This is a genomic window from Dapis brunnea BLCC-M229 (genome assembly GCF_050015995.1).
Classification (GTDB): Bacteria; Cyanobacteriota; Cyanobacteriia; order Cyanobacteriales; family Microcoleaceae; genus Trichodesmium.
Genome location: NZ_JBNHEP010000091.1, coordinates 1 through 13,353, shown reverse-complemented (window position 1 = coordinate 13,353; position 13,353 = coordinate 1). Strand labels below are relative to the sequence as shown.

14 protein-coding genes are annotated in these 13,353 nt (G+C 34.8%); 10 read left to right on the top strand and 4 right to left on the bottom strand.

The features are described 5' to 3' along the window. Positions 1 to 41: 41 nt before the first annotated feature. Positions 42 to 980, bottom strand: a complete 939-nt coding sequence (locus ACP6PM_RS10385; protein ID WP_426584309.1) for a glycosyltransferase family 2 protein — start codon at positions 978 to 980, stop codon at positions 42 to 44. A gap of 121 nt (positions 981 to 1,101) precedes the next feature. Here ACP6PM_RS10385 and ACP6PM_RS10380 point away from each other — a divergent pair, with 121 nt between their 5' ends. The 3 genes from ACP6PM_RS10380 (at position 1,102) to ACP6PM_RS10370 (ending at position 2,119) form a co-directional block, all read left to right on the top strand. Beyond that, positions 1,102 to 1,236 carry a hypothetical protein gene (locus ACP6PM_RS10380; protein WP_426584307.1) on the top strand — a complete coding sequence of 45 codons (135 nt, stop codon included), beginning with the start codon at positions 1,102 to 1,104 and terminating at the stop codon, positions 1,234 to 1,236. Beyond that, positions 1,208 to 1,840 carry a TenA family protein gene (locus ACP6PM_RS10375; protein ID WP_426584305.1) on the top strand — a complete coding sequence of 211 codons (633 nt, stop codon included), beginning with the start codon at positions 1,208 to 1,210 and terminating at the stop codon, positions 1,838 to 1,840. Before ACP6PM_RS10380 ends, ACP6PM_RS10375 begins: the two co-directional genes overlap by 29 nt. 156 nt (positions 1,841 to 1,996) lie before the next feature. After that, a complete protein-coding gene (locus tag ACP6PM_RS10370; protein WP_426584396.1) occupies positions 1,997 to 2,119 on the top strand; it encodes a four helix bundle protein in 123 nt (40 codons plus the stop codon). A 133-nt stretch (positions 2,120 to 2,252) separates the two neighbouring features. On the opposite strand, the gene ACP6PM_RS10365 is transcribed toward ACP6PM_RS10370, so the two are convergent. Beyond that, a complete protein-coding gene (locus ACP6PM_RS10365) occupies positions 2,253 to 3,557 on the bottom strand; it encodes a pentapeptide repeat-containing protein (protein WP_426584303.1) in 1,305 nt (434 codons plus the stop codon). A gap of 398 nt (positions 3,558 to 3,955) precedes the next feature. Between ACP6PM_RS10365 and ACP6PM_RS10360 the strand changes: the two genes are divergently transcribed. The 4 genes from ACP6PM_RS10360 to ACP6PM_RS10345 all read left to right on the top strand — a co-directional run bounded on the left by ACP6PM_RS10360 (position 3,956) and on the right by ACP6PM_RS10345 (position 8,170). After that, positions 3,956 to 5,170: an RNA-guided endonuclease InsQ/TnpB family protein gene (locus ACP6PM_RS10360; RefSeq protein ID WP_426584394.1), complete on the top strand. Its 1,215-nt coding sequence runs from the start codon at positions 3,956 to 3,958 to the stop codon at positions 5,168 to 5,170. Between the two features lie 678 nt (positions 5,171 to 5,848). Next, positions 5,849 to 6,412: a peptide deformylase gene (gene def, locus ACP6PM_RS10355; RefSeq protein WP_293110699.1), complete on the top strand. Its 564-nt coding sequence runs from the start codon at positions 5,849 to 5,851 to the stop codon at positions 6,410 to 6,412. A gap of 100 nt (positions 6,413 to 6,512) precedes the next feature. Further along, positions 6,513 to 6,713, top strand: coding sequence for a hypothetical protein (locus tag ACP6PM_RS10350; RefSeq protein WP_426584392.1), 201 nt, complete (start codon positions 6,513 to 6,515; stop codon positions 6,711 to 6,713). Positions 6,714 to 6,808: 95 nt separating this feature from the next. Then, positions 6,809 to 8,170, top strand: a complete 1,362-nt coding sequence (locus tag ACP6PM_RS10345) for a PrsW family glutamic-type intramembrane protease (protein ID WP_426584390.1) — start codon at positions 6,809 to 6,811, stop codon at positions 8,168 to 8,170. A 37-nt stretch (positions 8,171 to 8,207) separates the two neighbouring features. On the opposite strand, the gene ACP6PM_RS10340 is transcribed toward ACP6PM_RS10345, so the two are convergent. Next, positions 8,208 to 8,603: an NUDIX hydrolase gene (locus tag ACP6PM_RS10340; RefSeq protein ID WP_426584301.1), complete on the bottom strand. Its 396-nt coding sequence runs from the start codon at positions 8,601 to 8,603 to the stop codon at positions 8,208 to 8,210. 1,057 nt (positions 8,604 to 9,660) lie between these two features. Then, positions 9,661 to 11,823, bottom strand: a complete 2,163-nt coding sequence (locus ACP6PM_RS10335; protein WP_426584299.1) for a glycosyltransferase family protein — start codon at positions 11,821 to 11,823, stop codon at positions 9,661 to 9,663. A 422-nt stretch (positions 11,824 to 12,245) separates the two neighbouring features. Here ACP6PM_RS10335 and ACP6PM_RS10330 point away from each other — a divergent pair, with 422 nt between their 5' ends. From ACP6PM_RS10330 to ACP6PM_RS10320, 3 genes are read left to right on the top strand one after another with little or no spacing between them, the layout of a single operon-like run. Next, complete coding sequence (locus tag ACP6PM_RS10330; protein WP_426584297.1) at positions 12,246 to 12,485, top strand: hypothetical protein; 240 nt, start codon at positions 12,246 to 12,248, stop codon at positions 12,483 to 12,485. A gap of 24 nt (positions 12,486 to 12,509) precedes the next feature. Next, a complete protein-coding gene (locus ACP6PM_RS10325) occupies positions 12,510 to 13,064 on the top strand; it encodes a hypothetical protein (protein ID WP_426584295.1) in 555 nt (184 codons plus the stop codon). Further along, the gene (locus ACP6PM_RS10320; protein WP_426584294.1) at positions 13,061 to 13,210 is read left to right on the top strand and encodes a hypothetical protein; all 150 of its coding nucleotides are present in this window, start codon (positions 13,061 to 13,063) and stop codon (positions 13,208 to 13,210) included. The genes ACP6PM_RS10325 and ACP6PM_RS10320 overlap by 4 nt, the downstream gene beginning before the upstream one ends. Positions 13,211 to 13,353 lie beyond the last annotated feature (143 nt).

Here is a 13,353-nt window from a genome sequence, read left to right as displayed (position 1 = left end):
GAAAAAATTTCTATGTAATTGATGTCTAATTACTTACTGTTTTAATTTCTATCCCCAAATCCTGCTACTTCAGATAAAGTATAAAGCGGTCTACCTTTTACTTCTTCATAAATCCTGCCGATATATTCTCCTAAAATTCCAATACTCACTAATTGTACGGCTCCTAAAAAGAAGATTGCCATCATAATAGTTGCTAAACCTGTTAATGGTGAATCTGGATAAAAAATCCGCCAATAGAATACTAAAAAAGCCATCAATAAAGCTACGCAAGCTGCAAATAATCCTACATAAGTAGACAGTCGTAAAGGTACTTTAGAAAAAGAGACTAAACCATTAATTGCTAAGGCTAAAGATTTAGCAAAAGTATATTGAATATCTCCAGCAAAACGAGGTTCCCTCTCAAATTTTATTCCTGTTTGTCGAAAACCGATCCATGCTCTTAAACCCCGAATATAACGATTAGTTTCTGGCATTTTATTTAACATATCTACTACACATCTATCCATCAAACAAAAATCACCTGTATCAATAGGAATTTCTACATCTGCTAAATTTTTTAAAATCCGATAATAAACAAAAGCAGGCAACTTTTTTAACCAACTTTCTTGATGTCTTTTTGTGCGTTGAGCATAGACAACTTGATAACCCTGTCGCCACTTTTCAATTAAGTCTGGAATTAATTCTGGTGGGTCTTGTAAATCGCCATCTAAAACTACAATAACTTCTCCTCTAGCAAAATTTAAACCAGCAGTAACAGCAATTTGATGTCCGAAATTACGAGCAAAACTTAAATAACAAATTCGAGAGTCTTGTTGATGAAATTCTCGTAGAATTTGGAGAGAGCGATCGCGACTGCCATCATTAATCAAAATTAATTCTACATCTCCATCCATTCTATTCATTATTGTACTGATGCGCCGATATAATTCTGGGAGATTTTTCTCCTCATTATAAATAGGAATTATTAAAGAATATTTCATTTGGGAATGATTAATTATAATATTGTAGGTTGTAGGTTGGGTTAAGCGCCAGCGCAACCCAACAGATATAGTTGAAGTCAGAAGTTAAATTATTGCTGTGACTATATTTCAGAATTTAAGAATGTCCGCCCCAGTAATGGCGACTACTATATCTATAGAACGACCTAGATATGTTGGGTTTCGTTCCTCAACCCAACCTACATCTGTTGTCTACCATGAAAAATATTATGATATCAAACAATCTCTGGAAAACTAATCAACAGTTAGCAACAACTTGTTTATCTCACCCTTTTGTACAAGGAATTGCTGACGGTACACTGTCTCAGAAAAGTTTTGCCTATTATGTAGGGCAAGATGCTTTTTTCCTGAGAGCGTTTGCCGGTGCTTATAGTATTGCTGCTGCGAAATCTGCTGATTGGAAAACATTTGAATTGTTTCATACTCTCGCGGGTGGAGTGAAAGAAGAATTAGAATTGCATCAAAGTTATGCTGCTAAATGGGGAGTAAATTTAGAAAATGTTACCCCAGGATTTGCCACACGGCGTTACACAGATTTTTTATTAGCGACTGCTTGGGGTAATAATATTGGGGCGATCGCTACAGCAATGACTCCTTGTATGCGACTGTATGCTTTCTTGGGGCAGCAGTTAGCTACACCGAAAATTCCAGAGCATCAATATTATGATTGGATTTTTACTTACAGCAGTCAGGAATTTGAACACTTAGCGCAAAAGCTAGAGAAAGTGATAGACAGTTACGCAGACAATATTCAAGAAGCAGAATCAATTTATTGTTATGCTATGCTCTGCGAAAGAGATTTCTTTCAAGCAGCTTGGGAAATTGGAGCTGAAGTTAATTGATAATTGATAATTGATAATTATGAAAAATAATGTAGTTAAAGAAAAAACATTTGTATTTGCACTACGAATTGTTAAATTCTTACAGTATCTTAACCAAGAGAAACAGGAGTATGTTTTATCAAAGCAGTTATTGCTGGTACGGGAATTGGAACTTTGGTGCGCGAAGGTGAACACTCTGAAAGTCGGCACGACTTTGTACATAAAATAGCTATTGCTCTGAAAGAAGCTAATGAAACTCTGTATTGGTTAAAGCTATTACCTATACGCAAATTATATTGATTTCAGAGGATTTAACTCAATTAATCAAGACTGTATAGAACTCTTAAAACTCTTGACAACTATTATCAAATTGGCAAAATCAAACAACCAATAAAAAGTTATCAATTATCCATTATCAATTATCCATTATCCATTAACGTCCTAATTTATTTGGAATACCTTCACAACCACCGGGTATAGTTTTTCTACTTTTTTCCCCAGACCAAGCACAACAATAATAAAGTTGTTCATCAGACAACCGCTTGACTCCTGTAAAGTCAACATTTTCTACCACTGCACCAGTGCAACCACCAGTCTGGTAGTTAGGTACATGAGTACGACTTCGGGGAGTAGCATTTTCAGCAGTCCCATAGAAAAATCTTGCTCCCCTCAAGTCAGCACCTACCAAACTTGCTTCATACAAAATGGTACGAGAGAAATTCGCTTTTACCAGATCGCAACCGTCAAGATTAGCTTTTACCAGATTAGCATCACTTAATTCTGTCCACCGTAAATCTGTTTTTGTCAGGTCAGCACCTGCTAACATTACTCCTAAATCAATAACACGAATACCATGTTCTCTATCTTCTGCATAACCACCTTGACCATCAAATATCGGACGACCTAGCAGTCGATCGCGCTTAATGGGTGTCACAAGTCTAGACTGAGATAAAAATCTGAGAATTTTTGCTTTACCTTCTCCATCTACACTTTTAATAATAGCTGCTGTACGACCTTCAGCGATCGCCCGCTCTTGTGGCCAATCTTCCAAGAAACCTTTTTCATCCATTGCTAGATCGGAAACTCCTTGAAAGTAAGCATCAATAGTTTGTTGTTGAGTAATGCGGTTTTGTTGAATTGTCAAATCTTTAGAAATAACGTATTGTCGCCAAGCTACATATACAGCAATAATTGCAATTAAAATTTGACCCAACGCACCAATAAGTTCCCCCACCGCTCCAATGGCATCCCAGTTAATCTGGATATTCCGACTACCAGGTTCTTGGTTTGCCCCACTTAACATCAGCAAACCGACAATAGCTGCCAGGATACCAAAGCAGGCAATGATTAGGTTCCGCCAAACTGGAGGAATCAAAGTTTTCCAGACTTTACCCCAACTAGGCCAAATCATTCGTACTGAAGCTGCCATTGCCACCACGGCACTGGTATAACCAAGCAGCACATTATCTATAGCTAACCCCAGAATCATTGTTGCGATCGCCGTCAGAGTGATAATGGATGCTAATCTATTTTTTGGCCCTCTATCCTTTTGATTGTCCACTAAACTATTGTGTGTGGCAGATGCGGGAAGCATTTGTTCTATTTCATTGTCAATGAAATTTACCTGCTCTATTGCTGTTTTTACAGGAGTAATTGCTTCCTGGGTACCATTTGGACTTTCTAATATAGGGCTGGAATTAGGATTATTAGCTGGAGAGGAGTTAGAATTATTATTCATAGAATTTCTGATTTTTTGCTTTTTTAAAATATAATCGTAGGGACTTGGAAACCAAGCACAGACGATATGTAAGAATTTGCCATGATTATGGCAATAAATTAGGGGAACAATATGTAAGGCTTTTAGCTAGAGATTAGGATTTATATCAATTAAATGGGGACTAAGTCTGTACAGAAATAAAAGCCAGAAAATATTAGGTTAATCAAGAAGTAAGGCCAAATCAAATAATTTATCGGGCGAATTTGAGAGCTTGAAAACCATGTCGCTTCAGCGCATGGATGAAAAGCTCTCCGGGCGACTTCAGTCGCCTGTAGAAAAATCTAATTTTCCCTTGACATTTTCTCACCTGGTTATGCTATAAAATATAGCATCAAGATCAAAAGGTGGGTCGAGCCAAAGTGATAATTTACGAGTTTAAAATTAAAGCTAAACCTGAGCAATATCAATCAATAGATGAGGCCATTAAAACATCTCAATTCGTCCAAAATAAATGTTTAAGATATTGGATGGACAATAGAGGCGTGAGTAAATATGACCTTAATAAATATTGCAAAGTGTTAGCTAAGGAGTTTAAATTTGCTAACGAACTCAATTCAATGGCTCGACAATCGGCTGCGGAAAGAGCTTGGTCTGCAATATCTAGATTTTATGATAACTGCAAAAAACAGGTTAAGGGAAAGAAGGGTTATCCTAAGTTTAAAAAGCATTGCCGTTCTGTAGAGTATAAAACTTCTGGTTGGAAATTGTCATCAAACAGAAAAGCAATTATTTTTTCAGACAAGAAAAATATAGGCACTTTGAAATTAAAAGGTACTTATGATTTAAACTACTATCAACTGAACCAAATAAAACGAGTAAGGTTAGTTAAACGTGCTGATGGTTATTATGCCCAATTTGCTATTCAAACAGATTTAAAAATTGAAACTCAACCAACAGGAAAAGCAGTAGGTTTAGATGTAGGAATTAAATATTTTTTAGCTGATAGTAATGGTGACACTATAGAAAATCCTCAATTTTACAGAAAGTCGGAAAAGCAGTTGAATAGAGCAAATCACCAGAAGTCTAAGAAGTACAGAAAAGGAGCTAAACCGCAGTCAAACAACTACTATAAAGCTAGAAATAGATATGCACGGAAGCATTTGAGAGTAAGTAGGCAGCGTAAAGAATATGTAAAGAGAGTTGCATATTGCGTAATCCATTCTAAAGATTTGGTGGCATACGAAGACTTGAATGTGAAAGGCATGGTAAGAAATCGAAGGCTAGCTAAATCAATTAGTGATGTTGCATGGTCAACTTTTCGTGGTTGGTTAGAATATTTTGGTGCAAAGTATGGAAAAGTAACAGTAGCAGTACCACCTAACTATACAAGCCAAAATTGCTCTAACTGTGGGGAAGTTGTCAAAAAGTCTCTATCTGTGAGAACCCATGTTTGTCCTCACTGTGGCTATGAAGCAGATAGAGATGTTAATGCTGCAAGAAACATCCTGCAAAAAGCACTATGTACGGTGGGGCACACCGAAACCTACGCTTGGGGAGACTCACCCTATGGCTTAGTTGGAGACATCCTGCTAGGTGATGGTGAGTCGTTGAGCCAAGAATCCCCGTATCTTTAGAGCGGGGAGTGTCAATATACTCGACTAATTAATTTAGGGATTTTGGGTGTGGTAGATAGTTGGGCATAAATATACATAGCAGTCGCCATTCATGTTAGGACATTCTCAAATGCCAAAACTTAGTTACAGCAAGAATTTGACTTTTGACTTTTGAGTTGACCTATATATTGATAATAAAATTAGAACTTATGCAGGCAAACCCAGAAACAGGGTTTTTCGTAGATGTCTATTTCTTGTACCAACCGGGTTTCTTTACTTAATTTCTCAGAATTTAAGGACAAGGTCATTTCAGTTATCAGTTATCAGTTATCAGTACCGACCGCTGAACCATTGGGATTGAAATAATGAACCAAATATTTTCTCTTGGTCGATTGGATATGCCTAGGTTTCCTCAGCATCCCATCCTACTCCAAGCTCCGCAATTCAAGTCGCCCAGAGAAACGACCGCTTTTCTATCCCCTTCAAAGGGGAGGCTAGTGACCTGATTTTTTGGTAAGAGATTTGAGGATTTATTTTTTTCTGTTCCCTTGTCAATCCCATTTTCTAATTGATTAATTGATAGTCAGTCTAACTGTTCATGGACAGAAACCTGATATTTTCTATTAAAATAGAGCAATAGGTAGAAAAAATACCTATAAACAAATTAGAAATGTAGCGATTTTGGTAAGTTAAGACTCTATGAATTCTGAAATTATAGTTAATAAGGAAAAACTGAAGAACCCACCCTTGGAAATACATTATTTAGGCGATCGCTCTTTACGCCAGTCAGCCAAGCGAGTTGCTAAAGTAGATGATGATATTAGACAACTGGTGCGAGAAATGCTCCAAACTATGTATACTGCTGATGGTATTGGTCTGGCTGCACCCCAGGTTGCTGTCCAAAAACAAGTTATTGTGATTGACTGTGAGCCAGATAATTCGGCTACCCCTCCTCTGGTTTTGATTAATCCTACAATTAAAAGGTATGGCACTGATATTTGTCTGTTCCAAGAAGGATGTCTGAGTATTCCTGGGGTTTATTTGGATGTTAAACGTCCTTCAATTATTGAAGTTGCCTACAAAGATGAAAATGGCCGTCCTCAAACTCTTCAGGCTAAAGAATTATTATCTAGGGCAATTCAGCATGAAATGGATCATCTTCAAGGAGTGCTTTTTGTAGACCGAGTAGAAAATAAGTTGGCACTTAATGAAGAGTTGGCCAAGCATAAGTTTTCCCCCAAAGCTGTTAAGTCTGTTGCTTAAGTCTGGTGGAAACTAATATCTAGAGGCTGGAAAACTTAGCCATGAAATGTTTTTATTATCACAAAAAACAAAAAAAGTCAATAAAAATTTGGTGAAAAATATGGTAGGAACTCCTAAATCAAGTTTGTTTTTGGGTGGGTCTTGTATAGCAGCGATCGCAGCAGTTGGCTCTGTTTTTGAGTTATCCTCTGGGGAACCAGAACTAGGTAGTTTAGTAACAGGGGTAATTCTGAGTTTGAGTATACCTCTAGCAGCCTTACTTTTTTATTTAGCAATTCAAGACGCTAAAGCAAATCAGTAAAAATTCAACAATGAACAATGAACAATTAACAATTTTCCATTGATAATTGCTCATTGCTCATTAATAATTATTTTGACTACCAAGTATCTGAAAAAATGGCATTTTTGCGACAACTGTCTACAAAAAGGTTATATGAGAAAAGACTCATCAAGAAGTACCTATCTGAGACAGAAGAGGTAACCCTAGGACGGGATCCCACCTGTCAAATTGTCCTAGAGACAAAAATCTATAGGATGGTTTCTCGCCGTCATGCACTAATTCGTCTTCAGGCTGAACAGACCGCAAATAATGGTTTAAGATGGGAGATTTGTGACTTAAATAGTGTCAATGGTACTTATATTAATGGACAAAAATTACAAGAATGTCAAATTTTACAGGTAGGCGATCGTATTCGTCTTGGCTACAATGGGCCAGAATTTATCTTTGATAATCTATCCAACCAAAAATCAACCCCATCAGTATCACCTCCACCAGTAAACCTTAATCCACCTCCTGTCAATTCTGTTGCTAATGTTGAAGTTGAAGATACTGACTCGATAACTTTAACACAGTTATTTCCGATTGCCTCTACAGGAAAACAATTAGCTAAAAAAGCTTATCTTTATCCGGGTATTATCACTGTAATTTTTGTTGTTTTAATGTTTTTAACAGTGGGTAATGCAGGAGCTTTTAATGTACTGCTGGCAGCTTATATTGCTAGTGCAGCTTATTACTTCGTTTATCAACTTTGTGGCAAACAAAAACCTTGGTGGGTATTATTTGGAGTAGCTTTAACAACTGTTTTAATTTTATTGAGTCCAATTCTCACAGTTTTTATTGGGGTATTTCGTATAATACTTCCTGGTGATATATCAGTAAATCCTCAAGAATTGGGATTTTTTAATTTTCTAATCAGGATGTTTTTTGGAGCAGGATTAATGGAGGAATTGCTAAAAGCATTACCTGTGTTTTTAGCATTATTAATAGGTCGTAATTTACATTCTCCTTGGCGAAATAAAATTGGTGTTTGGGAACCTTTAGATGGAATTTTATTAGGAACAGCTTCAGCATTAGGATTTACTTTATTAGAAACTCTTGGGCAATATGTTCCAAGTATTGTGGATAGTGCTAGTCTACAATTGGGGGTGGATGCGGGTGAATTGGTAGGATTACAATTGTTAATTCCGAGAATTTTAGGTTCAGTTGCCGGGCACATGGCTTATAGTGGTTATTTTGGTTATTTTATTGGATTAAGTGTTCTAAGACGTCGTAATAGTTGGTTAATTTTAGGAGTTGGTTATTTGACTGCCTCTATTCTTCATGCTTTATGGAATGCTTCTGGAGTTTTAAATATATTTCTTTTGGCATTTGTGGGAGTAGTTTCTTATGCTTTTTTAGGAGCTGCTATTTTAAAAGCAAGAGTTCTTTCTCCGACAAGAAATGAAAATTTTGCGACTCAGGCTATAGTTAATAAATGAATAATGAATAATGAATAATTTATTTACTCAACTGGTGTCATAAGACCTGGGAAAAAAAATCATTCAAAATATCATTACATTGGAAAGCAAGTTGATATTTATCTAATTCATCTTTACTAAAATAAGCTAAACGCTGACCTTCATTAAGTTTAATTTGCGTTAATTCTAAATCTATTTTTTTCCAGAAAATATAATGTTCCCGCTCGTAAACATTGTACTTTTGAAAGAATTTAATATTTCCTAATTCAATTTCTATTTCTTCTTTTATTTCTCTACGAATACACTCTTCTGGAGATTCACCATTTTCTAAAATACCTCCTAATAAATTCCAGGTATTAGGAAAGGGAATAGAATCTTTATCATCCCTCAGTACCAGCAAAATTTTCTTCTCGCTATTAAATAAAATAATTACACAGCCTTGAATTTTGTTCATATTTATCTCCTATTAGAATATTTTCATCGTAAAAATTCGGGTAGTTGGAAACCAACCAGTTTTAACGGCTGAAAGTTTGTACAAATACCACACAATATTTTTAGATTCAAACTAAAAGCTATGTGTGATAGGTATGGGTTAACTTACCGAAAAATTAAGGTTTAAAGCCTCTCCTTTAAAGGAGAAACAAGAAAAATTTTTCCTTTGAGTCAATCCTATCCGTTTTCAAGGAGAGGTAATAATTAATAATTAATTATTAATTATTAATTATTGAAACTGAACTTGAGGAGTCTTATACTTCCAAGGCTAGTTTTTTAGATTCTGAGCTGAGAAACTGTACCATTCCTGGTTGAATAAAAAGTCATGCGTACAGGCGAGTAACTCCAGTTAATATTTATGATATCAGAAAAATTCTGAGGATACAACCGAAAATCCTTTGACGCGCGATTTTTTTGGGAAGCTTCAGAGAATGAAAATGTTTGTGGCTTTGCACTGAAGAGCGATGGATGGAAAGATTTGATGAGGGAAAAACCAGTATTTGTGGAAAGCTCCACAAGATGAAAATATTTCTGGTTTTCCGAGTATTGCTCTATAGGGAACAGTCAATACATTTCCTTAAGCACCCAGACTGGAGAGATGAATAGTGAAATTTTCCGACTATTGCTCTATACGCAACAGTCAATACATTTGTTGAAGCACCCCAGCCAGAGACTTTTACATTAAAAAAGCATAAATCTTAGAACCTACATTCCGCACGACAAAATGTAGCATGAAAAACGGAGACAGGAGACAGGAGACAGGAGACAGGAGGCAATTAAAGTGGTCAATAGGAGTAAGTAATTGAGTATTTATGCTTAATATTTTCCTGAGAATCTGACTCCTGAGAAAGGTCAATGAATAGGATTTATAGAGTATAAATACGAACCCGCGCTACCATTTTTTATACTACTTTTAATATTACAACTTGACGTGCGGAATATGGGTTAGAAGACAAAAGGTGAAATTAGAACTAACTCCAGGCAAATAATTATCAGTGGTTATCTCCAGGAAATATTCTCTACTCGTCAAGGACTAGATTATTAATTATCCATCCACATTTATCAGTTAACTTATCACTTTCGATACTCAGATTTTCCAAAAGTAGATAAATAGCACTTTTACCTCTAAGAGAAAAAATCAAATCAGAAGTAATTCCCGGAAAATAATTCTTAGCAGTTGTATCAAGGAAATTTCCTTGCTCATCTAACAGAGAAAACCTAACAGATAAACCATTACATTCTTGATTAAGAAAATCCAGCTTACCAGTAATTTTTACAGGAGAAGATAACTCTCCTAAATAGAGAAAATATTGAGATGTCTGTTTAGTAACATCCGCAGGGTTTGTCATTAAATTATAACCATCATCAGAAACTTGAGTAACTGCCGAATAATTATAAGTAATATAAGGAGATTGATTGAAACTCATCCAGTCTAACTGTCTACCCGGACGTTGGGGAACTTCTTTTTGCATTGCTGATAAAGTTTGTACAGCAGTCGCGATAGAAGTAGGACGAATTCTTTGGTAAAAACTAACAGTTACTCCTCCATCTAAAACAAATTCTTCTGGCAATTTTTGGAAATCTTGACTAATGGGTAAATTTTGACTAAAGGCGTCATAAACGAACTTGACTAAATCTTGTTGCCCTGGTTTTAATACTTGTTCATCAGTTAATAATACTTTCTGAAATGGATGAGCAATAACTACATATTGTGCTGCTAATAATTCTGGCAATGGGTAAGTATCGCGCGTGTCAATATGTGGTTTACTTATTGCTCTTAAGTTAGACGAATTTTCAGGATTAATTATCCGGTTAGAGTTTCTAATAATATTGGCATTAAATTGATTTGAGGAAGCAGCTACATATACTAATTCTCGATTCGGTGCTAAGTTACTTAGATATTCAGTCAAACGCAAAATTTCATCGTAGTCGGAACGAATTAATGGGGAAAAATTACTGGCAAATAATGGCCGTAGGGGGTTATTGAATTTGCCGAGGGGAGTTAAACCAAAGATGAGATTAACAATTAAATATATTCCGGTAATGCTGAAAATGATTAATCTAGTTTGGCGTCGAAATATATGAATACTTATCCAGATAAATGAGGTTAGTCCTAAAACTACTATCGGCGTCAAATGTAGAGAGTAATGAATATTGCCATAGCGCAACAAAATTAACCATTCAGCTACAGAAAACATTCCGAATAATAAGAGAAAAATAGTAGTAGATGAAATTAAAAATTTTCTCATAAGACCTGCAAAAAATCCTATGGCAACTAATAGTAAAGTTACTAACCCATAGAAACAGCTATAACGCCAGAATATGTCAGGTATTGATAAACTCCAAGCAGCATAAAGAGTTCGATAATTTTCTGTTAAAGAACTTTCGATAAAACCCCAGGCAAAGATTGATATAGTTAGGAAAGAAGTTAGGGAAATAAGGCTAATTTTTATGGCGCTTTCTAGAAGTCTTTTCCCAGAAATTTTGCCTGACTTGAAAGTAATTAAAAAGTTAATCATATTTTGGCAACTAACAGCAGCAAGAAAAGCTATTGCACTATAAGCAAAATGTCGTCTTAAAACTATAGATATTCCCAAACAACATCCAATAATAGGAATTTGCCACCAAGCAGTTAGTCTAATATTTTTTAAGTAAAACAAAATTGCCAATAAAATAAATAAGGTTGCTCCTATATCGGGATATCCTCTTAAACTCGGACTCCAACTCATAGGTACAAGTAAAGCGATCGCTACTGTTGACCAAAATACCCATCCAGAATTAACCGGAATTAATTTTTTAGCTATTGCTCCTACCAATAAACTGAAGGGTAATAGATAAACAAGGTTAATACTCAGGATATAAATAATTCTTTGGTTGCCAAAAATATAGATAAATGGGATTAATGGTAGTGTAATTAGATAATTTTTCTGTTGAGATAAAGAACCTAAAATATCATCAATAGCTCTTTGGGTAGATGCTCGAAATAAATTTGTTAAATTATTCGCAGCATTCTGATATCCCACAAAATCCCACCAATAAATTGTATGTTCATTAGATATATATATTGATGTGATAGAAATAATTATCAAAACTACAGTCAAGAAAAGAATTACATTAATCAAAAAACTAGACTGTGAATTAAACTTAGTATTTAATGATTTGAAAAAAGATTTATTTTTCATATTTATGATTATTCCTGAAACAAAATTTGGTTTGTCAAGATATTCATATTAAATTCTGATACCAAATCCGGTTATAAAAACCTACTTTTTCCAAATCCTTCTAACCCTTTTTTCTTCTGCCTTCTGTCTTCTGCCGTACCCCCACAATAAACCTTCTTTATAAACTGGATTTAGTATGATAAGTGCATTCTGAGGTTTGAGGATTTATTTGACAGGAATTTAATTTAGAACTACCCTAGACAAAAATAAATTATGATTTAATCAGGGGAGTTAATTAGACCTCTCCGGAAACTAAGTTTTAGCCTAGTAAATTTAAACGTTTGAGATTAATTTTCGGTGAAGTCTATTAGTTTCTCTGATTTTATGATTTCTTTGCTTACTCTATTCTCTGATTTTTTTGCATATATCCTAATCAATATACAATGAAAAAGAAATCTCAATTAAATATTGAATATGATTTAGCCCTAGTTTTAACAGCAACTATAGATATTAAAGGTATGCCAAAAGCTTATCCAACAGTAGCTGAACAAAGACAAAATGATTACTATAATAGTATCCAATATTATGTTAACCATCAACCTCAAATTCGGAAGATAATTTTTATTGAAAATTATGGATGGCCTCTCGAACCTTTAAAAGAAGCTATTCAGGACAATCCTTAGGATAAACAAATTGAATTTATTTCTTTGAATTGTAATGATTTTCCAAGAAATTTTGGCAAAGGATATGGCGAGTGTTTATTAATAGAAAAAGGTTTGGAAAAATCTAGATTGATTAATACAGTAAGTCATTTTGCTAAAATTACAGGTCGGATTTATTTAAAGAATATGACCCAGATATTAGAAAGCGTTAGGGAAGATTATGATTGTTTATGTAAATATAAAGATCAAGGTTGGAGAATTAGAAAATTATGGGGAGTAAAAGGTGCTAACCCCTATTGTGATACTAGGTTTTTAGTTTTTAGTAATAAATTTTATCATCAATATATAAGGCCTCTACATCAATCACACCAAGAAGGATGTTTTTATATTGAAACTAAATTTTACGAAGCTTTCAAGCAATTAGAAAAAGAACATATGATTATATCTAGATTTTTAGTAGAACCTGATTTTCAGGGTATTGCTGGTCATTTCGGAGGTAAAAATTATAGTAGTACAAAAGAAAGAATAAAATTTCTTCGTAAGCATTCAGGTGTAGGGGTTGACAAAAAGGGAAAGGTCTGTATTACTGATCAGAAATGAAATTCAAGCCACCAGATATCCCACAAGACCGAAAAGACCTAGAACTACTGTCCAAAGAAGCTCTAGAAGAACTGGTTTGGCAACAGCAACGCCTCATAAAAAAACTGATTGAAGAGGTAGAATGGCTCAAAGAACTATTTCAATAATGAATAATGAATAATTAATAATTAATAATTACCTCTCCTTGAAAACGGATAGGATTGACTAATCATGAAAATTTTTATTTATTATCCCCTATCCAAGGGGAGGCTAATTACCAAAATTTTTCGGTAATTAAAGATAGTCAAAC

Coding starts and splice junctions, on each gene's coding strand:
- ACP6PM_RS10385 (WP_426584309.1), bottom strand. CDS start 980: ATGAAATATTCTTTAATAATTCCTATTTATAATGAGGAGAAAAATCTC.
- ACP6PM_RS10380 (WP_426584307.1), top strand. CDS start 1,102: ATGTCCGCCCCAGTAATGGCGACTACTATATCTATAGAACGACCTAGA.
- ACP6PM_RS10375 (WP_426584305.1), top strand. CDS start 1,208: ATGATATCAAACAATCTCTGGAAAACTAATCAACAGTTAGCAACAACT.
- ACP6PM_RS10365 (WP_426584303.1), bottom strand. CDS start 3,557: ATGAATAATAATTCTAACTCCTCTCCAGCTAATAATCCTAATTCCAGC.
- def (WP_293110699.1), top strand. CDS start 5,849: ATGAATTCTGAAATTATAGTTAATAAGGAAAAACTGAAGAACCCACCC.
- ACP6PM_RS10350 (WP_426584392.1), top strand. CDS start 6,513: ATGGTAGGAACTCCTAAATCAAGTTTGTTTTTGGGTGGGTCTTGTATA.
- ACP6PM_RS10345 (WP_426584390.1), top strand. CDS start 6,809: ATGGCATTTTTGCGACAACTGTCTACAAAAAGGTTATATGAGAAAAGA.
- ACP6PM_RS10340 (WP_426584301.1), bottom strand. CDS start 8,603: ATGAACAAAATTCAAGGCTGTGTAATTATTTTATTTAATAGCGAGAAG.
- ACP6PM_RS10335 (WP_426584299.1), bottom strand. CDS start 11,823: ATGAAAAATAAATCTTTTTTCAAATCATTAAATACTAAGTTTAATTCA.
- ACP6PM_RS10330 (WP_426584297.1), top strand. CDS start 12,246: ATGAAAAAGAAATCTCAATTAAATATTGAATATGATTTAGCCCTAGTT.
- ACP6PM_RS10320 (WP_426584294.1), top strand. CDS start 13,061: ATGAAATTCAAGCCACCAGATATCCCACAAGACCGAAAAGACCTAGAA.